Here is a 23,036-nt window from a genome sequence, read left to right as displayed (position 1 = left end):
CCTGGAGCCGGTGCCTGCTCGTGGTCCTCGTAGCGGCTGGAGCCGGTGCCTGCTCGTGGTCCTCGTAGCGGCTGGAGCCGGTGCCTGCTCGTGGTCTTCGGAGCGGCTGGAGCCGGTGCCTGCTCGTGGTCCTCGTAGCGGCTGGAGCCGGTGCCTGCTCGTGGTCCTCGGAGCCTCCGCAGCCGGTCCCTACTCGTCGTCCTCGTCGTCCAGCCGCGCCAGCCACGTGGCCAGCCGCTCCACCGGCACCTCGAAGTCGGGATTGAGATCGACGAACGTCCGCAGCTGCTCGGCGAGCCACTCGAAGGTGACTTCCTCCTCGCCGCGCCGCTTCTCCAGTTCCTCGATGCCACGGTCCGTGAAGTACATGCCTCAAGGATAGGTGCGCGAAAACGGCCGGGCCGCACCCCCCGAGCGGGGGATGCGGCCCGGCCGCGCACGCACTGCACGAGGGCGATTACGCCTCGAACACCTCACGCACCAGCTGCTCCTGCTCGGCCTGGTGCCGCTTCGCGGAACCCACCGCGGGGGACGAGCCGTGCGGGCGCGAGATGCGCCGCAGCCGCTCGCCGTGCGGGACGTCCGCGCCGACCGCCAGATCCAGGTGGTCGATCAGGTTGAGTGCGATGAACGGCCAGGCACCCTGGTTCGCCGGCTCCTCCTGGGCCCACAGGTACTTCTCGGCGTTCGGGTACTTCTTGATCTCCGCCTGGAGCTCGGCACCCGGCAGCGGGTACAGGCGCTCGATGCGGATGATCGCCGTGTCCGTCACACCGCGCTTCTGACGCTCGGCCTCCAGGTCGTAGTAGACCTTGCCGGCGCAGAAGACGACCTTCTTGACCGCGGCCGGGTCCACCGACGCGTCGCCGATGACCGGCTGGAACTGACCCGTCGTGAACTCCTCCGCCTTCGCCGCCGCGGCCTTCAGGCGCAGCATCGACTTCGGCGTGAAGACCACCAGCGGCTTGTGGTGCGGGTTGTGCACCTGCCACCGCAGGAGGTGGAAGTAGTTCGACGGCGACGTCGGCATGGCGACCGTCATGTTGTTCTGCGCGCACATCTGCAGGAAGCGCTCCGGGCGGGCGGACGAGTGGTCCGGGCCCTGGCCCTCGTAGCCGTGCGGCAGGAGCAGGACGACGCCGGACGTCTGGGCCCACTTCTGCTCGGCCGAGGAGATGAACTCGTCCACGACCGTCTGGGCGCCGTTGACGAAGTCGCCGAACTGCGCCTCCCACATCACGAGCGCCTCGGGGCGGGCCAGCGAGTAGCCGTACTCGAAGCCCATCGCCGCGTACTCGGAGAGCAGGGAGTTGTAGACGTTGAGCCGCGCCTGGTCCTCGGAGAGGTACTGCAGCGGCGTGTACTCGTCGCCCGTGCTGCGGTCGATGATGACCGCGTGGCGCTGGCCGAACGTACCGCGCTGCGAGTCCTGGCCCGCCAGGCGGACCGGCACGCCCTCCAGCAGGAGGGAACCGATCGCGAGGGTCTCGCCCATGCCCCAGTCGATCGTGCCGTCCTCGACCATCGACGCCCGGCGCTGCAGCTGCGGCAGCAGACGCGGGTGCACGGTGATGTTGTCGGGGATGTTGACCTGGGACTCGGCGATCCGCTTGACGACCTCCGTGGTCACCGCGGTGTTCACGGCGACCGGGAACTCGGCCTGCGGGTCCGTGGACTCGACCGTCCCCGGCTGGGACGTGGCCTCACGGACCTCCGTGAAGACCTTCTCCAGCTGGCCCTGGTAGTCCTGCAGCGCCTGCTCGGCCTCTTCCAGGGTGATGTCGCCGCGACCGATGAGGGACTCGGTGTAAAGCTTGCGCACCGAGCGCTTCTTGTCGATCAGGTCGTACATCAGCGGCTGGGTGAAGGCCGGGTTGTCCGACTCGTTGTGACCGCGGCGGCGGTAGCAGATGAGGTCGATCACCACGTCCTTGTTGAACGCCTGGCGGAACTCGAAGGCGAGCCGCGCGACGCGGACCACGGCCTCCGGGTCGTCGCCGTTCACGTGGAAGATCGGGGCCTCGATCATGCGGGCCACGTCCGTCGCGTACATGGAGGAACGCGAGGACTCGGGGGCCGCGGTGAAGCCGACCTGGTTGTTGATGACGATGTGGACCGTGCCGCCGGTGCGGTAGCCGCGCAGCTGCGACATGTTCAGGGTCTCGGCCACCACGCCCTGGCCCGCGAAGGCCGCGTCGCCGTGGATCGCCACCGGCAGGACGGTGAAGTCCGTGCCGCCCTTGTTGATGATGTCCTGCTTGGCGCGCGAGACGCCCTCCAGGACCGGGTCCACCGCCTCCAGGTGCGAGGGGTTCGCGACCAGGGAGACCTTGATCTGCTCGCCGTCGAGACCGGTGAAGGTGCCCTCGGCGCCCAGGTGGTACTTCACGTCACCGGAGCCGTGCATCGACTTCGGGTCGAGGTTGCCCTCGAACTCACGGAAGATCTGCGCGTACGACTTGCCGACGATGTTCGCCAGGACGTTCAGGCGGCCGCGGTGGGCCATGCCGATGACGACCTCGTCCAGGCGCGACTCGGCGGCCGAGTCCAGCACGGCGTCCAGCAGCGGGATGACGGACTCGCCGCCTTCCAGGGAGAAGCGCTTCTGGCCGACGTACTTCGTCTGCAGGAACGTCTCGAACGCCTCGGCGGCGTTCAGCCGGCGCAGGATGCGCAGCTGCTCCTCACGCTCCGGCTTGGAGTGCGGGCGCTCCACGCGGTCCTGGATCCACTTGCGCTGCTTGGGGTCCTGGATGTGCATGAACTCGATGCCGGTGGTGCGGCAGTACGAGTCGCGCAGCACGCCGAGGATGTCGCGCAGCTTCATCATCGACTTGCCGGAGAAGCCGCCGACGGCGAACTCGCGCTCCAGGTCCCACAGCGTGAGCCCGTGCTCGGTGATGTCCAGGTCGGGGTGCTTGCGCTGCTGGTACTCCAGCGGGTCGGTGTCGGCCATGACGTGGCCGCGGACCCGGTAGGAGTGGATCAGCTCGAAGACGCGGGCGGCCTTCGTGACGTCGTCGTCGTGGCTGGCGTCGATGTCCTTGAGCCAGCGGACCGGCTCGTAGGGGATGCGCAGCGCCTCGAAGATGTCGTCGTAGAAGCCGTTCTCGCCGAGCAGCAGGTTCGCGACGATCCGCAGGAACTCGCCCGAGGCGGCGCCCTGGATGACCCGGTGGTCGTAGGTCGACGTGAGCGTCATGACCTTCGAGATGCCGAGCTTGTTCAGGGTGTCCTGGGAGGTGCCTTGGAACTCCGCCGGGTAGTCCATGGAGCCGACGCCCATGATCACGGACTGGCCGGGCATCAGACGCGGCACGGAGTGGACGGTGCCGAGGCCGCCGGGGTTGGTCAGGGAGACCGTCACGCCGGTGAAGTCGTCCATGCCCAGCTTGCCGTCGCGGGCGCGGCGGACGATGTCCTCGTAGGCCTGCCAGAACTCGAAGAAGTTCAGCGTCTCGGCCTTCTTGATGCCCGCGACCACGAGCTGGCGGTCGCCGTTGGGCTTGACCAGGTCGATCGCGAGGCCGAAGTTGACGTGCTCCGGCTTGACCAGGGTCGGCTTGCCGTCCTTCTCCGCGAAGGAGTAGTTCATCGACGGCATGGCCTTGATGGCCTGCACCATCGCGTAGCCGATCAGGTGCGTGAAGGAGATCTTCCCGCCCCGGGCGCGCTTCAGGTGGTTGTTGATGACGATGCGGTTGTCGAACAGCAGCTTCACCGGGACCGCGCGCACGGACGTGGCCGTGGGCACTTCCAGCGAGGCGTTCATGTTCTTGGCGACCGCGGCGGCGGGGCCGCGCAGCACGACCTGCTCGGGGCCCGAGGGGGCCTCACCGGCGGGCTCCGCCTTCTTCGCCGCGGCAGCGGGCTTGGCGGCGGGCTTCGCGGCCGGGGCGGCCTGCGCCGGAGCGGGGGCCTTGGCCGGAGCGGGGGCCTGCGCGGGGGCCGGGGCCTGCGCGGCGGGCTTCGCCTGGGCCGGAGCCGGGGCGGGCGCCGGAGCGGCGGCGGGCTTCTCGGCGGCCGGGGCGGGAGCCTGCGCGGGAGCGGCCGCAGGAGCGGTGGTGGTCCCCGCGGCCCCCGCGGCCGCGGTACCCGCCGGAGCCGAGGCGGCGGCCGCCCCTGGCTTGTAGTCGGCGAAGAAGTCCCACCAGGCGCGGTCTACGGAATTCGGGTCCTGGAGGTACTGCTGATAGATCTCGTCGACGAGCCACTCGTTGGCACCGAACGACGCGGCAGGGTTCTTCCCCGCTTGGTCGGTGTCGGTCGAGATGCTCGAATTACTGGGGGACTGTGGCGACACGGCGGCAACCGCCCTCTTCCGCTTCACAAGATGATGGACAGCGGGAATCAAGGCTACGCCCCCTGGAGGGGGAAGGTCAGGCCGGGCCCGTTCAACGTCGTGCACATCACATCTGGAACCGTGTTTCGGGGCTTGAAATGGCGGGAAACAAGCGTGGTTCCGCTTAATGAGGCAAGAGCGGGGGAGGGCCCAGGGCGCCGATGGCGCGGGCCCGTGCCTGATCACACGTGTCCGTCAGCGCGGACGCCCGTGGATCTTGTGGCTCCGCTTCGAACTTTACGTCAACTTGGCACAGATGACAGTCCCGGAAGAGTGACAAGAATCCGGCAACCGCGCTCGGATTCGGCCACTCCGATCCGGCCCCCGTGCAGGTCCACCGCCCAGCGGGCGATCGCCAGGCCGAGGCCCGTGCCGCCGTCGCTGCCCGGCCCCTGCGGCCGCTTGGCGCTGCCGCGGTTGAACCGCTCGAAGACGCGGTGCCACTCGGACTTCGGAATGCCGGGGCCCTCGTCCAGGACCTCCAGTTCCAGCGACTCCGGCAGGGCGCCGCGCCGCGCCTTGACCGTCACCCGGCCGTGCGGCGGGCTGTGCTTGACCGCGTTGTCGATGAGATTGGCGACGACCTGGTGGATGCGCTCCGGGTCGGCGTGCGCGGTCAACTCCGGTGGATGGACGTCGAGGTGCAGATGGACGTCCGTACGGGTGTGACTGCCCGAGCCGGTGGCGATGCCCGCGCGTACGGAGGCGACCATGTTGGCCTCCTTCAGCACGCCGGAAAGGTACGGCCACACCTCGAACCGCCGCTGTTTCAGCGGTACGACGCCGTTGTCCAGCCGGGACAGGTCCAGCAGCGTCTCCACCAGCCGCCCGAGGCGCTCGGTCTGCTTCAGGGCCGTGCGCATGGTCTCCGGGTCGGCCTGCGTGACGCCGTCGACGATGTTCTCCAGCACCGCGCGCAGACCCGCGATGGGCGTGCGCAGCTCGTGCGAGACATTCGCCACGAGTTCCTTGCGCTGGCTGTCCTGGGCCTCCAGCTCATCGGCCATGGCGTTGATCGTCACGGCCAGGTCGCCCAGCTCGTCACGGCGGTTCTCCCGCGTGCGGCGGGTGTAGTCGCCCTGGGAGATGGAGCGGGCCACCGCGGTCATCTCGTCCAGCGGTGCGGTGAGTGAATGGGCCACGAACTGCGTAATGAGAAGCGTGGCGATCATCGAGAAGACCGTGATGAAGCGCAGCTCCGTCTTGGTGTGCACCGCGATCACCGACAGGCCCGTGGTGATCAGCACCGAGATGACGACCAGCGCGCCCAGCTTGGTCTTGATCGAGAACGGGCTCACCCCGCCCCAGGGGTTCTCCCCGGGGTTTCTCCGTGCGGCCGGCCCGCCGCTCATGGCGTCGGGGTCTCCAGGGCGTAACCCACGCCGTGCACCGTGCGGATCCGCTCGGCGCCGATCTTCCGGCGCAGGGCCTTGATGTGGCTGTCGACCGTGCGGGTGCCGGAGGCGTCCGCCCAGTCCCAGACCTCGGCGAGCAGCTGCTCACGGGAGAGCACCGCGCGCGGGGTGTTGGCCAGGCACACCAGCAGGTCGAACTCGGTGGGCGTGAGGTGGACGTCCTCGCTGCGCACCCGGACCCGGCGCTGCGCGTGGTCGATCTCCAGTTCGCCGAGGCGCAGGATGCCGGAGCGGGGAGTGGCCGCCGCGATGGCGGCCCGCTCCACCCGGCGCAGCAGGACGTGCACGCGTGCCGCCAGCTCCCGCATCGAGAACGGCTTGGTCATGTAGTCGTCGGCGCCGACCCCGAGACCGACCAGCATGTCGGTCTCGTCGTCGCGCGCGGTGAGCATCATCACCGGCACCGGGCGGGCGGCCTGCACGCGCCGGCAGACCTCCAGACCGTCGAAGCCGGGCAGCATGATGTCGAGGATCAGCAGGTCGGGCTGCCACGCCTCGGCCGTGTCGACCGCGGCCGGGCCGTCACCCGCCGTTTGCACGAGGAATCCCTCGGCCCGCAGGCGGGTCGCGATGGCGTCCACGATCGTCGCGTCGTCCTCGACCACCAGGACCCGGCGCTGTGCGCCAGTAGTAGCCGTCGCCGAACCGTTGTGGGAGGTCTGTGTCTGCTCCATCGCCCGCCCCTGGGGTGTGCTTTCCGGAATCAGTGGGGTGATTCCTTCTGACTGGCTATGCCTGCGCATGGTTGCGATTGACGCTTGAATGATCGGCGTCAGGGGAGCAGCGTACGGGGAGTCAGTACGCCTTTGCTATCCAGGGCTGATGGCGAGGTGTACGACGTCCGGAACGCCCCGGGCAACCGGGATCTCTTCGGTACGCACCTGTTGGAACCCGGCATTCCGCAAGGTTTCTTCGAATTCCGGTGACGGCTGGGCGGACCAGACGGCCAGAACCCCGCCGGGTCTCAACACCCTTGCACAGCTGGCCAGTCCGGCTGCCCGGTAGAGATTTCCGTTGCCCTCCGTGACGGTCCAGCCGGGTCCGTTGTCGATGTCGAGGCACAGGGCGTCGTACGTGTCGGATGTCTCATTGACGTATGTGACGAGATCGGTTTCGACGATGTGCGTGCGGGGGTCCGCCAGGGCCCGGGCGGAGAGCGCGGACAGCGGGCCGTCGCGGTGCCATTCGACGATCGCGTGCTCGCGTTCCACCACCGTGATCCGTCCCCAGCGCGGGTCCGCCGCGGCGTGCGCGAGGGAGAAGCCGACGCCGAGTCCGCCGATCAGGACGTCGGGGCGGTCCCGGCCGGCCAGGGCGTCCAGCGCCGCGTCGACCAGCCGCCGCTCCGAGCGGCCGTCGGAGGTGTCCATCAGGAAACAGCCGTTGGCGATGATCTCCAGCCGGTCGCCGTGCCGCCGCAGCACCACCTCACCGTGGGGGCCCTCACGACGGTCCAGGACGTCGGGAATGTCGTACGAGGCAGGCATGGGGGCATCCTGACAGGGGTGGGGGGTGAGGCGCCTCGCATTTCGCCGGGCCTCGCGGGTCACGCGGGGGACGCGGGGGACGCGGGGCGGGGCTTTCGGGTTGCTGTGAATCGGCTCTCGCGTGGCGAGGGTCACAGACAGCGGAGTGTCCGGAGCGAAGGCTGGGACCTGACGGAAGGAGTGCCCGTGGTGGAACGCACCGTGCCGCCCCCCGATACGGCCGCACCGACGCCGGCCGGCGCGCCCGACGCGGATGCACCGGGGCTGCTGGACGGAGTGCCGCGGCAGCGGGGCCCGGGCGAGCGCGCCGTCGCGGGGGTACGGCAGCCCGATCGGCAGCCCGGTCCGGCGGCGGAGCTCCGGCGACGACTGCGCCCGTGGCGGCTGCCGCCCGGTCTGCGCCCCTGGCTGCTGCTTCCCACCCCCACCGGTACGCCGTTCACCTTCGGATACGCGCTCCTCCTCTGCCTCACCTCACTGATCTCCGCGCACGCGAATCCGGCCCTCGTGCACGCCCTGCTCCAGGGCTCCAGCACGGATGTGACGCACCTGGTGCGCACGCCGGAGCTGGTGCTGGTCGGCAGCGCCCTGTGGGTCGCGGGCGGCGTGACCTCGCCGTTCGCGATCGCCTTCGTACTGGTGCTGACAGCGTTGGAACGGCGGATCGGGGGCGTGCGCACGGCCGGCGTCTTCCTGCTCGGGCATGTCCTCGCCACTCTCGCGACCGAGGTCCCGGTGGGACTCGCGGTCCTGGCCGGGCACCTCCCCGGCAGCTCCCTGCACCGCCTCGACTACGGCGTCAGCTTCGGCGTCGCCGCCGGTATCGGCGCCCTGGCCGGTCTGCTGCCGCTGTGGCAGCGTCTGCCGCTGCTGGCCGCATTCGGCTGGATGCTGCTCCAGGACCTGCTCGCCTACGCCGATCCGATGACGAACTGGGGGCACCTCATCGCGCTGGGCATCGGGATCGCGACCTGGCCGGTGGTCCGGCGGTGGTACGCGACCCACCCCGGCGTGGCCGGGGCCTGACCGTAAGGCTTTCGGGTCCGGGCCTGCCGGGGCCCGACCGTAAGGCTTCCAAGTCCGGGACTGCCGGGGCCTGACCGTAAGGCTTTCAAGTCCGGGACTGCCGGGGCCCGAGCTTGAGGCGCTTCAGGGCCGGGCGGAGGCCGGCGGGTCGTGCCTGGCGCTGGTCAGCGGGGCCACCATCTCCCAGCCCAACGCCTCGTAGAGCCCTCGGCCCGCCGGGGTGCCGGCCAGGACTCCGGTGCGCGCCCCCTGCCGGACGGCGGCGTTCTGCAAGGTCCGCACGACGAGGCTGCCCAGACCCTTGCGGCGGTGCTCGGGAGCCGTCTCGATCTGGTCGACGACGGCGGTCCGGCCCGTCGGGGTGACCTGTCCGCGGGCCGCCAGGGACCCGTCCGGCGCGGCCACCATCAGACGGGTCACTCCACCGCGCGACCACTCGCGCAGCCGGAAGCCCTCGGGGACGGCCGGAGCGCCGTCCGCCTTCAGTGGAACCGTCATCAGGCAGCCGGGCTCGGGGTCGATCCACCAGTCGTCGTCCAGCCAGCCGGAGACCACCGAGGGGTCCCGGAAGGCCTTCAGCCACACGCCGTGCCCGGTCACCGCGCCGGCCACCTTGCGGACGGTCGTCTCGTCGAGGTCCTCGCCCGTGGCGCCGAACACGTGCCGCGTGACGTGCCCGTACATGCCCATGTCGATCGTCCAGCCCCACGGCTCGGTCATGGGCGGCGCGGCCCCGCGCGACACGACCCACCCGTTCACCCAGGCCTGCACGGTTCCGTCCATGCCATCCCCCTGTAATGAGCGCGTAACCTGATCATCCCTTACCCGAGGGGACCTTACGTGCCCTCCCGGCACCGGTGTCACGGGTGATCGCTGACAGCGAACAGTGACTGGGGAACATCCGGCCCCGCTCAAGCATTGAGTCGGCATAGCTCAACTTGACTGCCGAAAGGGAGATCATGGCTTCGACGTCCACACCGCTCACCCTGCCCGTGCTGCCGCTCGACGGCGAGGTCGTGCTGCCCGGAATGGTGGTCCCGCTGGACCTGAGCGATTCCGAGGTCCGCGCCGCGGTGGAGGCCGCTCAGGCCGCTGCCCGGTCAACGCCCGGAAAGCCCCGGGTACTCCTGGTGCCACGCATCGACGGGACCTACGCGAACACCGGTGTCCTCGGCACCGTCGAGCAGGTCGGCCGGCTCGCCGACGGCGACCCGGGCGCCCTGATCCGCGGCCGGGGCCGGGTGCGCATCGGCGCGGGGACCACGGGTCCCGGTGCCGCCCTCTGGGTGGAAGGCACCCAGGTCGACGAGACCGTGCCGGAGCCCCTGCCCGGGCATCTCGCCGAACTGGTGAAGGAGTACAAGGCCCTCGCCACCGCCTGGCTGCGCAAGCGCGGCGCCTGGCAGGTCGTCGACCGGGTCCAGGCCATCGACGACGTCTCCGCGCTCGCCGACAACTCCGGCTACTCACCGTTCCTGACCACCGACCAGAAGATCGAACTGCTGGAGACCGCCGACCCGGTGGCCCGGCTGAAGCTCGCCACCCAGCAGTTGCGCGACCACCTCGCCGAGCAGGACGTGGCCGAGTCGATCGCCAAGGACGTCCAGGAGGGCGTGGACAAGCAGCAGCGCGAGTTCCTGCTGCGCCGTCAGCTGGACGCCGTGCGCAAGGAGCTGCGCGAGCTCAACGGCGAGCAGGAGGGCGAGGAGTCCGACGACTACCGCACCCGAGTGGAGGCCGCCGACCTGCCCGGGAAGGTCCGCGAGGCAGCGCTCAAGGAGGTCGACAAGCTGGAGCGGTCCTCCGACCAGTCGCCCGAGGGCTCCTGGATCCGCACCTGGCTCGACACGGTCCTGGAGATGCCGTGGAACGAGCGCACCGAGGACGCCTACGACATCCAGGGCGCCCAGGCCGTCCTCGACGCCGAGCACTCCGGCCTGGAGGACGTGAAGGAGCGGATCACCGAGTACCTGGCGGTGCGCAAGCGGCGTACCGACCGGGGACTGGGCGTGGTCGGCGGGCGGCGCGGCGGTGCCGTGCTGGCGCTCGTCGGGCCGCCCGGCGTCGGCAAGACCAGCCTCGGCGAGTCCGTCGCCCATGCCATGGGCCGCAAGTTCGTCCGCGTCGCCCTCGGCGGCGTCCGCGACGAGGCCGAGATCCGCGGCCACCGGCGTACGTACGTCGGCGCGCTGCCGGGCCGGATCGTCCGGGCCGTCAAGGAGGCCGGCTCGATGAACCCGGTCGTGCTGCTCGACGAGATCGACAAGGTGGGTTCGGACTTCCGGGGCGACCCGGCCGCGGCCCTCCTCGAAGTGCTCGACCCGGCGCAGAACCACACCTTCCGGGACCACTACCTGGAGGTCGAGCTGGACCTGTCCGACGTCGTCTTCCTCGCCACCGCCAACGTCCTGGAGGCGATCCCGGAGGCCCTGGCCGACCGGATGGAGATCGTCCGCCTGGACGGCTACACCGAGGACGAGAAGGTCGTCATCGCCCGTGACCATCTGCTCCCGCGCCAGCTGGAGAGGGCCGGGCTCGGCGAGGACGAGGTGACCATCGACGAGGGCGCCCTGCGCAAGCTCGCCGGCGAGTACACCCGCGAGGCGGGCGTGCGCACCCTGGAGCGGTCCGTCGCACGGCTGCTGCGCAAGGTCGCGGCCCAGCACGAACTGGGCGAGCGGAAGCTGCCCTTCACCGTCCGGGACGAGGACCTGCGCGACCTGATCGGCCGGCCGCACCACGTGCCCGAGTCCGCCCAGGACCCGGCCGAGCGGCGGACGTCCGTCCCCGGCGTGGCGACCGGCCTCGCGGTGACCGGAGCGGGCGGTGACGTCCTGTACGTCGAGGCGTCCCTGTCCGACCCGGAGACCGGCGCGGCCGGACTGACCCTGACCGGTCAGCTGGGCGACGTGATGAAGGAGTCCGCGCAGATCGCGCTGAGCTTCCTGCGCTCCCACGGCGCCGAGCTCGAACTGCCGGTGGCCGACCTTAAGGACCGGGGCGTGCACATCCACTTCCCGGCGGGCGCGGTCCCCAAGGACGGCCCGAGCGCCGGCATCACCATGACGACGGCCCTCGCGTCCCTGCTGTCCGGCCGGCTGGTCCGCACGGACGTGGCGATGACCGGCGAGGTCTCGCTCACCGGGCGGGTGCTGCCGATCGGCGGCGTGAAGCAGAAGCTGCTCGCGGCGCACCGGGCCGGGGTCACCACGGTGATCATCCCCAAGCGCAACGAGCCCGACCTGGACGACGTCCCGGCGGAGGTGCTGGACAAGCTCGACGTCCACGCCGTCACCGACGTCCGCCAGGTCCTGGAGCTGGCGCTCGCGCCCGCCACCGCGGGTGCCACGCCGGAGGTTCCGGTCGCGGCGTGACGGACGTGACCGGACAAGGGAAGGCCCGGGTTCTCGTGAGGGAGGCCCGGGCCTTCACCGTGTGGTGGCCCTGTGGACACGGACGCCCTGACCTGCGGAATACTTGCCGAACTGCGGTGATGACGGCAGGTGGCGGAAAATTCAGGTACCGGCGTTCTCACGACCGGGTGACGACCGAGGCAGGGGCTGACGTGCACGAGGGCGGCAACGACGACGGACACCGCGACGCCGGTGTGGCCGGAACCGGTGTGGATCAGCCCGCCTTCCTGGCGCTGGAGCGCGAACTGACCGTGCTGCTGCGGCGCGCCCGGGCCAGCCAGGGCGAGATGGCCCGCGAGGTCCACCCCGACCTGGAGTCGTCCGCGTACGGCCTGCTCGTGCGGCTGGACGAGTACGGGAAGCAGCGGGCCACCGAGCTGGCCGCCTACATCGGGGTCGGCAAGGCGACGATGTCCCGCCAGCTGCGCGCCCTGGAGGAACTCGGGCTGGTGGCCCGCGAGCCCGACCCCGCCGACGGGCGCGCCTGGCTCGTCGCCCTCACCCAGGAGGGCCACGACCGCGTCCGCCGGGTCCGGGAGGCCCGCCGCGCCCGCTACGCCGGTCGCCTGGCCGACTGGGACTCCCGCGAGGTCACGGAACTGGCCCGGCTGCTGAACCAGCTCAACCGCGGCATGGAGAAGTAGGCCACGCACCGGCCGGTGCCCCGGTGCGTGGGGCGGTACTAGAACTCGACGAACGCCGCCGTCGCGTCGTCGTGCCTCTTGCTCCGGCCCAGGAAGGTCGTGGCGGCGGCCGACCGCTCCAGTGTCCGGACGCGGTCCACCAGTGCCTGGGGTCCCTCCTTGCGGATCAGGTGGAAGCAGTCCGTCCAGTCGCCCTCCTCGAACCGCTCGACCCAGCGCGTCGCGCCGTCCGTCAGCGCGGCCAGGGCACGCACCTCGCGCCGGGGCACGGTTCCGGTCACCGCCCGGGCGGCCACCGAGGGGTCGGCGGCCGCTGTGAAGAAGCCGCCCTCCAGGTTGCGGAACGTGGAGTCCACCAGCGCGTCGGTGGCCAGCGCCGCGCGGGGGAGCAGGGCCAGCCGGTCGTCGAGGACGGGAGTCACCACGCCGTCCGGCGACTCCAGCAGCAGGGCCGAGTCGGACAGGACCAGATATTCCACCGTGGCCGGATTCCAGCGGGCCACGACCACCGTGGCCTGAGGAGTTCGAGGGTGAGAAAGGTCACAGGTTGCGGCGTGCGCCTCGGAGGTACGCGCGATGGCGCGGGACAAGGCGTCGACCAGGGGGACATCCGGGAGTGAAACGGTCAGTTCGGTCAGTGCCCCACCGAGGCGTGCGGTGAACCAGGGAACGGAATGCAGACAGCCCGTCCCGGTTCTTGGCGGCGTGACCCCGTCCAGAACGACGACCGAACCGCCCTGCCCCGAGGCCGGTAGCCCGACACCGGCGAAGTCCTCGTTGGGGCGGTCGGCGTCTCCCGGCTCCGAGGCGAGTTCAGTGCGCATCCAGCCAGTCTGCACGAGCCCTTCACAAGGTCCGCAGGAGACCGGCAACGGTTGCCTGACCGGCGCAGTCGCGCAGGTCAGACGCCAGGTTTGGGAGGGAATGATTTGTTCCGGGAAGGCGTGGTGGCGAATACTGCCACCGGCCGTCGCCATCGTCCAACCGGTGTGCCGCGCAAGGTCGCTGCAAGGGCCTGCGGAACTTGCCCCTCAACTCCCGTCCGGGGTTCACTCCTTCGGGTGGCGGGTCAGGTGATGCGCGTGCGCTGCCCACCGGCGCTGGGAGGGTCGGGAAGTGTACCGGGAGTACGCACCAGTTGACGGAGCGTCACCCGGGCCCAAGGGTTCACGAGTCAGGAATGCGAGCACCGGTGCAGAAGACGCGGCCTCGTCGCACAGGCAAGCAGAAGGCCCCCGTTCAGGGCGCTGAGCCGACGCCCCCCACCGGCACGGGCCGCCCCACGCACGTACGCAACCGGCTGATCGTGGCCGTGGCCGTGGTCGCCGCGGCCATCGCCGGTGCCGGCACCCCGTCCGTCCTGGCCGCCTCCGGGCAGCTCCACGACTCCCAGCAACTGGTGACGCTCGCGGAGCAGACGCAGGACGCGCTCGCCCTCGCGCACTCCCTCGCCGACGAACGGGACGACGTCACCTCCTACATCGCGGCCGGACGCCCCAAGTCCAAGGCGCCCTCCGAGCAGCGCAGCGCCCGGGTGGACCGGCAGGTCGAGGAGCTCCGCTCCGACACCGACACGCCCGCCTCGCTCCGCTCGGACCTCGACGGCATAGCGGCCGTGCGCAGGGCGGCGCTCACCGGCAAGAGCAGCGCCCTCGAAGCGCACCAGGCGTACTCCCGCGCCATCACCGAACTCCACGACCTCGCCGAGCAGCTGGCGCAGCGGACCCCACCGCGCGCGGGAGCCGGCGGTCACGCGCTGGCCGAGCTGGACTCCGCCGTCCAGCAGGCCGCCGCGGCCCGCGGGCTGCTGCTCGCCGCGCTCAGCGTGCCGCGCAGCACCGAGACGGTCGTCGACCCCGTCACCGGCCTGCCGACCGAGACCTCCACCTCCTCGGACGCCGACGCCCGGCAGCGTGACGCCCTCAGCGCCGCCGCCCAGCAGGCCCGGCTGCGCTCCGACGCGGCCCTGGCCGACTTCCGCGACACCGCGCCCAAGCCGGCCCGCGCCTCCTTCGACTCCACGGTCACCGGCACCGAGGTCAACTCCGCGGACAAGTACCTCGCCACCCTGACCGACCAGCCGACGCTCTCCCGCACCGACCTCGCCACCAGCACCAAGAAGCTGGACGCGACCCTGTCCGCCCGCGTCGACCTGATGCGCGGCGTGGAGTCGGCCCTCTACGACCGCCGCACCAAGGACCTCGAGGCGCTGCGCGACGACGACGTCACCGCGCTGGAGATCCGCATCGCCGTGCTCGGCGCCCTCATGCTGCTCGCCGTCGGCGTCGCCACGGGCATGGCCCGCAGCCTCACCCGTCCGCTCGCGGTCCTCCGCCTGGGGTCCAAGCGCCTCGCCGAGGCCGACGACCCGGCCGCCGAGGAGCCGGTGAAGTTCACCGGCCGCAACGACGAGTTCGCCCAGGCCGTCCGCTCCGTCAACGCCCTGCACGCGCACGCCGCCGCCCTCACCGAGCGGATCACCACGCTGGAGTCCGACCGCAAGCACCTGGTCGGCCAGCGCCAGAAGATGGCCGACGCGCGCGAGGAACTGCGCGGTGAACTCGCCGAGTCCGCCGCCCAGCTGGAGCGGCTGCGCACCGCCATCGGCGGGACGTTCGTCAACCTCGCCCTGCGCACCCTCGGCCTCGTCGAGCGGCAACTGGCCGTCATCGAGAACCTGGAGGAGCGCGAGCAGGACCCGGACCGGCTCGCCACGCTGTTCAAGCTCGACCACTTCGCCACGGTCATGCGCCGGCACAGCGAGAACCTGCTGGTCCTCGCCGGCACCGAGCACGTCCAGCACGCCGCCGGGCCGGTGCCGCTGGTGGACGTCGTCCGGGCCGCGGTGAGCGAGATCGAGCGCTACGAGCGGGTCCGGATCGCCGCGCTGCCGCCGCACGCGCACATCGCCGGGTTCGCCGCGGACGACCTCTCCCACCTGCTGGCCGAACTCATGGAGAACGCCACCTCGTTCTCCCCGCCCGACCTGCCCGTCGAGATCTCCGGCTGGCTGCTGGAGAACGGCGAGGTCATGCTGTCCGTCCAGGACGAGGGCATCGGCATGGCCGAGGACCGGCTGGAGCGCCTCAACTCCCGCCTCGCCGACTTCGACCCCGAGGCGCCCTACGACCAGGAGGGCGAGGACGGTCTCGGCCTCGGTCTGTACGTCGTGGCCCGGCTCGCCCACCGCCACGGCGTGCGCGTCCAGTTGCGCGAGCAGAAGCAGGGCGGTGTCGCGGCGGTCGTCGTCCTGCCGCGCACGCTCCTCGCCGCCGCCCCGCCGGTGGCCGTACCGACCTCCGGCCCCCTCACCGGCACAGCCCACTCCTACTCCTTCCCGGGCGCCGACGCCGAGGCCAACTCCAACGTCCTGCACGGCCGCGCCTCCGGCGACGACCCGCTGGTGACCCTGGCGGAGAAGGCGGTACGCCAGGACGAAGCCACGGAGGCCACGACGCCCACCCACCACCCGGAACCGGCCGGGGAGCCGGGACCGGCAGAGGCGTCCGATGCGCCCGAGGTGCCCAAGGCGCTGGAGGTGCCGGAGTCGCCGGAGGCGGCAGCGACAGCCCCGGCGGCATCCGCCGAACCGGCAGCGCCCGGTGAGCCGGCGGCACACGCCGAGCCGGCGGCACACGCAGAGCCGGGGACACACGCCGACCCGGACGAGACCGCCGCACCCGTGGAATCCCCCGCGGAGACCACGATGGAGCTGCTGATCCCGGCGCAGGCGGGGGAGCCGGACCCGGCGGGGCACGGAACCGCGGTCGACGGCGCCGAGACCGGCCCGCACGAGCGGCCCGCGCCCGACGCCGCTTCCCGTACGACCGGCCCGCACGAGCGGCCCGCGCCCGACGCCGCTTCCCGTACGACCGGCCCGCACGAGCGGCCCGCGCCCGACGCCGCCTTCCGTACGGGCGAGACCGGCCCCTTCGGGCAGCCCGAGCCCGAGGGCGGTTCCCACCCGGGGGGCGCGGGCCGGGACGAGAGCCCCGAGCACGAGCGCGTGCCCGACGAGGAGGAGGACCGCGTCACCGACAAGGGCCTCCCCAAGCGCACTCCGAAGATCACCGCACAGACCACCGCCCCGCGCCAGCGCAGCGGCTCCGTCGACGCCGAAGCCCTGCGCCGCCGCCTCGGCGGCTTCCGCCAGGGCGCACAGGCGGGGTACCGCGACGTGGAGGCGGAGATCGCCGAGAGGACGGCCTCGCACCAGCGGCCGGACACCGGCACGGCACGACCAGCTGGATCCGAAGAATCCACGGGGGGCACAGTCGAGGAGGCAAGCAGTTGACCGCTCCCAGTACCTTCGGACTGATCGGACTGAGCAGTGAGGCCCGCAACCTGCACTGGCTGCTGACCAACCTCGTCGAGGAGGTACCCGGCATCCTCTCGGTCGCGGTCGTCTCGTCCGACGGACTGCTTCTGCTCTCCTCCGACGACCACCGCAACAAGGAGGCGCGGGAGGCCCTGCAGGCCCGCGGCACCCGCCGCACCGGCCCGCGCGGCTCCGCCGCCGACCTGGCCACCATCGTCTCCGGCATCGGCAGCCTCACCGTCGGCGCCGCCCGGCTGATGGACTTCGGCGGCGTCCGGCACACGATGATCGCCATGGACGAGGGCAGCCTGTTCGTGATGTCCATCAGCGACGGCTCGCTGCTCGGCGTCCACGGCTCCGCGGACTGCGACATGAGCGTGGTGGCGTACCACATGGCCCTGTTCGTCGGCCGCGCCGGTCACGTGCTGACTCCGGAGCTCCGCAGCGAGCTCCGGAAGTCCCTGGAGGATTCCCAGACGACGGGGAGTGCCCGATGAGCAGTACGCCGAAGCAGCACCTCCCGGTCCGCGGCGGTGACCGCAAACCCGCCCGGGTCCGCCCGTACTCGCTCACCGGTGGCCGCACCCGGTTCGGCCACGTCCTCCTCGTGGAGACGTTCGTGGCGAGCACGGCCGCGCTCGACGCCCCCGAGGAGCGCAGGGAACTGACGAACGGCCACCTCTCCACCCGCGTGATGCCGGAGCTGCGGGCCATCGTCGAACTGTGCCGCCGGATGCGTACGGTGGCCGAGATCGCCGCGCTGCTGAAGATGCCGCTCGGCGTGGTCCGCGTGCTCCTCAGCGACCTCGCGGACCAGGGAAAGATCCGTGTGTACGGAACGGGCACCGGCCATGGCACGGGCCGCCCGGACCGGGCTCTGCTGGAAAGGGTGCTGAGTGGACTCCGTCGTCTCTGACGCCGCTCACGGCGTTGCTGGTTCCTCCCCGTCCGTCCGGCCGGACGACAGCATGCACGCCTGGGAGACGGACCGCACCCGCGCCCCCATCGCCACGAAGATCGTGGTGGCGGGTGGCTTCGGTGTGGGCAAGACCACGCTGGTCACCGCCGTCTCGGAGATCACGCCCCTGCAGACGGAGGCGCTGATGACCGAGGCGAGCGAGGCGACCGACGACCTCACCGCCACCCCGGGCAAGTCCACCACCACCGTGGCCATGGACTTCGGGCGCATCACGCTCGACGACGACCTGGTGCTCTACCTGTTCGGCACGCCGGGCCAGCAGCGGTTCTGGTTCATGTGGGACGACATCGTGCGCGGCGCGATCGGCGCCGTCGTCCTGGCCGACACCCGCCGCCTGAAGGACTGCTTCCCGGTCCTGGACTACTTCGAGAGCTCCGGGCTGCCGTACGTGGTCGCGGTCAACCACTTCGACGGCAGCGAGCTGTTCGAGCCGGAGGATGTGCGGGAGGCCCTGACCATCCCGCGACACATACCTGTCATGATCATGGACGCGCGTCGCCGGATCTCCGTGATCGAGACCCTCCTGGCCCTCGTGGGCCACGCGCTCGACGAAACCCCCGAGTAGAGGACAGCCCGCATGCGGAAGATACTCGTCGTCGGAGCCGGTCAGTCCGGGCTCCAGATCGCTCTCGGCCTCCAGTCACAGGGGTACGAGGTCACCCTGATGTCCAACCGGACGGCGGACGAGATCCGCACCGGCCGGGTCATGTCCACGCAGTGCATGTTCCACACGGCCCTGCAGCACGAGCGCGACCTCCAGCTGAACTTCTGGGAGTCCCAGGCCCCGAAGATCGAAGGACTCGGCGTCTCGGTCGCCGCCCCCGGCTCCTGGGCCGAAGGCCCCTCCGCCCGTGCCATCGACTGGCTGGGCAGGCTCGACGGCTACGCCCAGTCCGTCGACCAGCGCGTGAAGATGGCCGGCTGGATGGAGACGTTCGCCCAGCGCGGCGGCCAGCTCGTCATCCACGGCGCGGCCGTCGGCGACCTCGACTACTTCTCCCGGACGTACGACCTGGTGCTCGTCGCGGCCGGCAAGGGCGAACTGGTCCAGATGTTCGGCCGTGACGCCGAGCGGTCCCCCTACAGCGAGCCGCAGCGCGCGCTGGCCGTGTCGTACGTCCACGGCCTGGGCCCGCGCCCCGAGCACCCGGGCACCGAAGCGGTCCGCTGCAACCTCGTGCCGGGTGTCGGCGAGCTGTTCGTCATGCCGACGCTGACCACCTCCGGCCGCGCCGACATCCTGTTCTGGGAGGGCATACCCGGCGGCCCGCTCGACGCCTTCAACGGCGTGAAGGACCCCGCGGAGCACCTCTCCCTGACCCTGGAACTCATGGAGCGGTACGTCCCCTGGGAGTACGCGCGGGCCACCAAGGTCGAACTGACCGACGCCGGCGGCACGCTGGCCGGGCGCTACGCCCCCACCGTCCGCAACCCGATCGGCCGCCTCCCCGGCGGTGGACTCGTGCTCGGCGTGGCGGACGTCGTCGTCGCGAACGACCCGATCACCGGACAGGGCTCCAACTCCGCGTCCAAGTGCGCCGCCGCCTACCTCTCCTCGATCACCGAGCACGGCGACAAGCCGTTCGACGAGGAGTGGATGCGGGCCACCTTCGACCGCTACTGGAACACCGCCCAGCACGTCACCAAGTGGACCAACGCGATGCTCGCGCCGCCGCCGGAGCACATCCTGAACCTCATCGGCGCCGCCGGTGAGCTCCAGCCGGTCGCCGACCGCTTCGCCAACGGCTTCGACAACCCGGCCGACTTCGAGAACTTCTTCTACGACCCGGACAAGACGCAGGCCTACCTGGCCGAGGTGTCCGGCGCGGGCGCCGCGTAACCGTCGTAGCCCTCGTCGGACCCGTCCGTGGCACCCTCGGGGAGCTCCGGCGGCTCGTAGCGCCGCAGGGGCTCCCCGTCCGGGTCCGGTCGTACGGCGCCCAGGACCGGGTTGGCAGCGATCGGTGACGCCTTCACCTTCGCTCCCGGACGGGGTGCATGGACGACCATGCCGTCGCCGAGGTACAGCGCCACGTGCGTGGCCTTGGGGAAGTACACGACCAGGTCGCCGGGGCGCAGTTCGTCCAGCGGAATCCGCTTCAGCCGCTTCCACTGCTCCTGACTGGTCCGGGGGACGGGCGTCCCGGCCTCGGCCCACGCCTGCGAGGTCAGCCCCGAGCAGTCGTACGTGCGCGGACCCTCCGCGGCCCACTCGTACGGCTTGCCGAGCTGCCGCACGGCGTAGCGCACGGCCCGGCGGCCTTCGGCGGACGGGGCGCGGACGGTGTTGCCGCTCCCGCGGCTGTCTCTGTTCTTGCCGTTCTCGCTGCCGTCGCCGCTGCCGTCGCCGCTGTCCGCGTCGTCCGCGTCGTCCAAGCTGTCCTCGCTGCCGAGCGCGCCCGACGCGATGAAGTCCGACTGTGCCTTCGCGATGCCCTTCCGTTCCAACCCGGCGAGCGCGGTGAGCTGTTCACGGCTGAGGGAGGCGAGCAGTTCCTCGACGTCGTGGAGGCGGGTGCGGACCTCGTCCCGTTCCTTCTTGCGCCGTTCGGTGAGGGCGAGCTGCCGGTCGAGGGCGGTGCGTGCCTTGCGGGCCAGTTCGTCGGCCTTGTGCTCGTTGCCGGTCAGCCGGGTGACGGTGCCGGCCCGTTCCCGCGCGAGCCGGCCGATCACATGGCCCTGCTCGATCGCGTGCTGCGGATCGCGGGCCAGGAGCAGGCGGACGTACGGGGAGATGTCGGTGCTGCTCTGGTACTGCTGCCGGGCCAGCCGGCCGGCCGCGCCCCGGCTGTCGTGCAGGGAGAGCCGGGCGCGAGCGAGGGCGCGGTCCAGACGGTCGGTCTCGGCGCGCTGCTTCTTCAGCTTCTCCTCGGTGCCGTTGTAGGCCTCGGTGGCCTCCTCGGCCTTCCGGTACAGCCCCTGAAGATCCGTCAGGAGGTCCGCGACCCCGCGCTGTTCCGTGTCCGGCTCGGGGACGGCCCTGGCCGGGACGGGTGCCAGGGCGGTTCCGGCCGCCGTCGCCGCGATGCAGACCAGACGCAGAAGCTTTCCTGACATGCCATCACCTCCGGTGCGGGGGCGGCGTGGTGCCGCCGGACATCGTGAGGATCAGGCGTGTACGGGCGGTGCGCGCGGTGGGTGTGCGCGGTTCGGCGCAACAGGGTCACCCGTCGGCGTCGTCCGGCTTGCCGGGCGGCGTGGCGGCTGGCTTCGACCAGGGCCAGTTCAGCCGGCGGGGCGGGACGCCCTCCGGGGCGTACGCGTACTTCCAGCGGTTGGACAGGCCGACCTTGCCCGGTCCCCGGGGCACGCGGCGGTAGACGAGCACGGTGTCCGGTCCGCCGTCGGGGTCCGGGACGGGGATGCGGTACGTCTTGGGCGGGTGGCCGGTGATGCCGAGGAGGACGGGCAGGACCCTGCCGTCCATGGGGCCGCCCTCGAAGGGGGTGTCTTCGCTTCTCACGGGATCAGTGTCGGGGATCCTCGGCGAGCGCCCGGACCAGGGCGTCGGTCTGCGGGTCGCGGCGGGCGGTCACGGTCAGCATCGCCACGAACTGCTCGACGAGCCAGTCGCGGAGTTCCCCGGCGGGGGGCTGCTTGTCCTCGTCGAGCCAGATGAGTGACGACGCCTCCACGGCCGTGATCCACATGCGGATGGTCATGCGCAGACGCGGGCCGGGGCCGGTGACGCCCAGGTGGCTGAGGATGTGCTCGGCGGCGACGCGGCGGACGCCGTCGACGATGGCGGTGGTGCGGGACGTCTCCACGACGCTGCCGCCCTGGAGGAGGGCGCTGAAGCCGGTGCCGTGCTGGTCGACGAAGGTGAGGTAGCGGTCGAGGGCGCGGGACAGGCGGGGGAGGAGGGGGCCCTCGCGGGGTTCGTCGAAGCAGTGCTGGAGCTCGTCGGCGGCGGAGCGCAGGGCGGCCTCGTAGAGCTGTTGTTTGCCGCCCGGGAAGTACCGGTACACCAGGGGGCGTGAGACGCCGGCCGCCTCCGCCACGTCGTCCAGGGACACCTCCTCCGGGGCGCGGTGGGCGAAGAGGTTCAGGGCGGAGGTGAGCAGCTGACTGCGGCGTTCCTCGACGCTGAGTCGCCGGTAGGCGGGGGTGGGGGCGGCTGGTGTCATGCCTCGCAGCGTAATCGGGGGGCCGGGGGCTGCGTAGCGGTGGCGGGGATGCGCATCTTCGCCTTTGCGTGGGGGGTGGGTCGGGGCCGCGCCGCGGGGTGTCCGTCCTCGGAACGGCGCGATGGGGTTGCGTACCGACTGACTCCCCGGTGACGCGCCAACCGCTGCGGGCGACACCCTCCGACACGGCCCCTTCCCGCCGTACGCGGGTGCGGGTGCGCGGTGGCGCTCTTAGCGCGCGTCCACGTGCTGGAAGTCGACTGCGGTGATCCGGGCGGCCTTCGGGGTCAGTTCGGCGATGCCCTGACCCTCGAACACGTCGGTGATCAGCGGGCCCCTGGTGGCGCCGAACGCGGACTGCTCGTTGCTGGGCACGAGGGACGCATTCGAGCGGTAGGGCTCCTTCAGCAGGGTCTCCTGCTTGTGGGCGGCCGGGAACAGGGCGAGGACGCCGCCGTCGGCCGTCCGCAGGGCGTAGACGCTCGGGTCGGTCGGGGGCTTGGCGAAGAACATCTTCGTGGCCATGCCGTCGGCCGCGCCCTCCTTGTTGCTGCGCCGGTAGGTCTTCTTCGCGTTCTCGACCGGCTTCGTGGAGGTCAGGGCGGTGCCCTTCTTCTTGCCGCCCGTCTGGAGGAGGTCCTCGTAGGCGGCGCCGATGTCGGCGGGGGCGAGCTTGCCCACCTTGGTGCCGGGGTCCGCGACCTCGGCCAGGCCGTGCTCGTCGAGGGCCGGCTCGGGGAGGGGTTCGCCGCCGTCGGCCCATAGGGACAGCACCATCTTGTAGGTGCCGCCCGTCTTGTCGAAGACCAGCAGCACCTTGCTCTTGCTGTCCTCGCTCGACGTGGCTCGAACGGCGAACCAGGTGGCCGTGCCCTTCTCGGGGATCACGTACTGGCGGTCCCGGTAGGAGAAGGGCTTGGCGTAAGCCTTCTGCTCCTTGTCCGGCCAGGTCTCGAAGAGGGTGTAGGTGGCCTTGTCCATCGCGTGGACCTGCCCCGCCTCGACCGTCGCCAGCAGCTTCTCGTCCTGGGTCGCGTTGGCCTTGTTGTTGACCTGTTCGTAATGGTCGGCGATCTTCTTGGCCTCCGCCCGGCTGACGACGCCCTGCGGCTTGTCGGCGGCGGCCTTGTCGCCGTCCGAGCCGGTGCCACCGCCGCACGCGGTCAGCGCGAGGGCGGTCATGGCACCGATGGCGGCGGTCCTGAGACGGGTGATGTGGGGGGACATGCGGTGCTGAACTCCTTCAGGGCCACGGAGGGTGACTGCGTCTCGAAGGACAGTAGTC

Annotated in this window: 19 protein-coding genes; 8 read left to right on the top strand and 11 right to left on the bottom strand. The window is 71.3% G+C overall.

Annotation, left to right across the window (positions count from 1 at the left end):
• Window positions 1-189: 189 nt before the first annotated feature.
• The 5 genes from ACFY5B_RS31415 to ACFY5B_RS31395 all read right to left on the bottom strand — a co-directional run bounded on the left by ACFY5B_RS31415 (window position 190) and on the right by ACFY5B_RS31395 (window position 7,244).
• Window positions 190-369, bottom strand: coding sequence for a DUF6104 family protein (locus tag ACFY5B_RS31415; protein ID WP_003992906.1), 180 nt, complete (start codon window positions 367-369; stop codon window positions 190-192).
• Window positions 370-457: 88 nt separating this feature from the next.
• Window positions 458-4,303: a multifunctional oxoglutarate decarboxylase/oxoglutarate dehydrogenase thiamine pyrophosphate-binding subunit/dihydrolipoyllysine-residue succinyltransferase subunit gene (locus ACFY5B_RS31410; protein ID WP_389975953.1), complete on the bottom strand. Its 3,846-nt coding sequence runs from the start codon at window positions 4,301-4,303 to the stop codon at window positions 458-460.
• A 281-nt stretch (window positions 4,304-4,584) separates the two neighbouring features.
• On the bottom strand, window positions 4,585-5,694 hold the full coding sequence (locus tag ACFY5B_RS31405; RefSeq protein WP_352098397.1) for a HAMP domain-containing sensor histidine kinase: 1,110 nt from the start codon (window positions 5,692-5,694) through the stop codon (window positions 4,585-4,587).
• A complete protein-coding gene (locus ACFY5B_RS31400) occupies window positions 5,691-6,431 on the bottom strand; it encodes a response regulator transcription factor (RefSeq protein ID WP_389975950.1) in 741 nt (246 codons plus the stop codon). The genes ACFY5B_RS31405 and ACFY5B_RS31400 overlap by 4 nt, the downstream gene beginning before the upstream one ends.
• Before the next feature lie 135 nt (window positions 6,432-6,566).
• Window positions 6,567-7,244 carry a spermidine synthase gene (locus ACFY5B_RS31395; RefSeq protein ID WP_389975947.1) on the bottom strand — a complete coding sequence of 226 codons (678 nt, stop codon included), beginning with the start codon at window positions 7,242-7,244 and terminating at the stop codon, window positions 6,567-6,569.
• A 189-nt stretch (window positions 7,245-7,433) separates the two neighbouring features.
• Here ACFY5B_RS31395 and ACFY5B_RS31390 point away from each other — a divergent pair, with 189 nt between their 5' ends.
• Window positions 7,434-8,270, top strand: coding sequence for a rhomboid-like protein (locus ACFY5B_RS31390; RefSeq protein ID WP_389976279.1), 837 nt, complete (start codon window positions 7,434-7,436; stop codon window positions 8,268-8,270).
• Between the two features lie 123 nt (window positions 8,271-8,393).
• Here the strand turns inward: ACFY5B_RS31390 and ACFY5B_RS31385 are convergent, their stop codons facing one another.
• Window positions 8,394-9,053: a GNAT family N-acetyltransferase gene (locus ACFY5B_RS31385; RefSeq protein WP_389975944.1), complete on the bottom strand. Its 660-nt coding sequence runs from the start codon at window positions 9,051-9,053 to the stop codon at window positions 8,394-8,396.
• A 176-nt stretch (window positions 9,054-9,229) separates the two neighbouring features.
• Here ACFY5B_RS31385 and lon point away from each other — a divergent pair, with 176 nt between their 5' ends.
• Window positions 9,230-11,644 carry an endopeptidase La gene (lon, locus tag ACFY5B_RS31380; RefSeq protein ID WP_389975941.1) on the top strand — a complete coding sequence of 805 codons (2,415 nt, stop codon included), beginning with the start codon at window positions 9,230-9,232 and terminating at the stop codon, window positions 11,642-11,644.
• 191 nt (window positions 11,645-11,835) lie between these two features.
• Window positions 11,836-12,327 (top strand): MarR family winged helix-turn-helix transcriptional regulator, encoded by a 492-nt coding sequence (locus ACFY5B_RS31375; protein ID WP_104784851.1) that lies wholly within the window; start codon window positions 11,836-11,838, stop codon window positions 12,325-12,327.
• A 38-nt stretch (window positions 12,328-12,365) separates the two neighbouring features.
• On the opposite strand, the gene ACFY5B_RS31370 is transcribed toward ACFY5B_RS31375, so the two are convergent.
• The gene (locus ACFY5B_RS31370; protein ID WP_389975938.1) at window positions 12,366-13,151 is read right to left on the bottom strand and encodes a protein phosphatase 2C domain-containing protein; all 786 of its coding nucleotides are present in this window, start codon (window positions 13,149-13,151) and stop codon (window positions 12,366-12,368) included.
• A gap of 368 nt (window positions 13,152-13,519) precedes the next feature.
• On the opposite strand from ACFY5B_RS31370, the gene ACFY5B_RS31365 reads away from it, so the two are divergent.
• Genes ACFY5B_RS31365 through ACFY5B_RS31345 form a run of 5 tightly spaced genes read left to right on the top strand, consistent with a single transcriptional unit; the run spans window position 13,520 to window position 19,464 of the window.
• Complete coding sequence (locus ACFY5B_RS31365; protein WP_389975935.1) at window positions 13,520-16,621, top strand: nitrate- and nitrite sensing domain-containing protein; 3,102 nt, start codon at window positions 13,520-13,522, stop codon at window positions 16,619-16,621.
• Window positions 16,618-17,142 carry a roadblock/LC7 domain-containing protein gene (locus ACFY5B_RS31360; RefSeq protein WP_389975932.1) on the top strand — a complete coding sequence of 175 codons (525 nt, stop codon included), beginning with the start codon at window positions 16,618-16,620 and terminating at the stop codon, window positions 17,140-17,142. Before ACFY5B_RS31365 ends, ACFY5B_RS31360 begins: the two co-directional genes overlap by 4 nt.
• The gene (locus tag ACFY5B_RS31355; RefSeq protein ID WP_104784842.1) at window positions 17,139-17,561 is read left to right on the top strand and encodes a DUF742 domain-containing protein; all 423 of its coding nucleotides are present in this window, start codon (window positions 17,139-17,141) and stop codon (window positions 17,559-17,561) included. The genes ACFY5B_RS31360 and ACFY5B_RS31355 overlap by 4 nt, the downstream gene beginning before the upstream one ends.
• Window positions 17,542-18,189 (top strand): ATP/GTP-binding protein, encoded by a 648-nt coding sequence (locus ACFY5B_RS31350; protein ID WP_389975929.1) that lies wholly within the window; start codon window positions 17,542-17,544, stop codon window positions 18,187-18,189. The genes ACFY5B_RS31355 and ACFY5B_RS31350 overlap by 20 nt, the downstream gene beginning before the upstream one ends.
• A gap of 12 nt (window positions 18,190-18,201) precedes the next feature.
• Window positions 18,202-19,464, top strand: coding sequence for a styrene monooxygenase/indole monooxygenase family protein (locus ACFY5B_RS31345; RefSeq protein WP_344458750.1), 1,263 nt, complete (start codon window positions 18,202-18,204; stop codon window positions 19,462-19,464).
• Here ACFY5B_RS31345 and ACFY5B_RS31340 read toward each other — a convergent pair.
• The 4 genes from ACFY5B_RS31340 to ACFY5B_RS31325 all read right to left on the bottom strand — a co-directional run bounded on the left by ACFY5B_RS31340 (window position 19,428) and on the right by ACFY5B_RS31325 (window position 22,978).
• The gene (locus tag ACFY5B_RS31340) at window positions 19,428-20,681 is read right to left on the bottom strand and encodes an NlpC/P60 family protein (RefSeq protein WP_389975926.1); all 1,254 of its coding nucleotides are present in this window, start codon (window positions 20,679-20,681) and stop codon (window positions 19,428-19,430) included. The two genes, ACFY5B_RS31345 and ACFY5B_RS31340, sit on opposite strands and share 37 nt — an antisense overlap.
• A gap of 106 nt (window positions 20,682-20,787) precedes the next feature.
• The gene (locus ACFY5B_RS31335) at window positions 20,788-21,087 is read right to left on the bottom strand and encodes a hypothetical protein (protein ID WP_389975923.1); all 300 of its coding nucleotides are present in this window, start codon (window positions 21,085-21,087) and stop codon (window positions 20,788-20,790) included.
• Window positions 21,088-21,091: 4 nt separating this feature from the next.
• On the bottom strand, window positions 21,092-21,751 hold the full coding sequence (locus ACFY5B_RS31330; protein WP_389975920.1) for a TetR/AcrR family transcriptional regulator: 660 nt from the start codon (window positions 21,749-21,751) through the stop codon (window positions 21,092-21,094).
• Between the two features lie 231 nt (window positions 21,752-21,982).
• Complete coding sequence (locus ACFY5B_RS31325) at window positions 21,983-22,978, bottom strand: hypothetical protein (RefSeq protein ID WP_389975917.1); 996 nt, start codon at window positions 22,976-22,978, stop codon at window positions 21,983-21,985.
• Window positions 22,979-23,036: the final 58 nt, after the last annotated feature.

Origin of the sequence: Streptomyces sp. NPDC013187 (assembly GCF_042899705.1) — a bacterium.
Classification (GTDB): domain Bacteria; phylum Actinomycetota; class Actinomycetes; order Streptomycetales; family Streptomycetaceae; genus Streptomyces; species Streptomyces hawaiiensis_A.
This window is presented reverse-complemented; position numbering and strand designations above follow the sequence as displayed.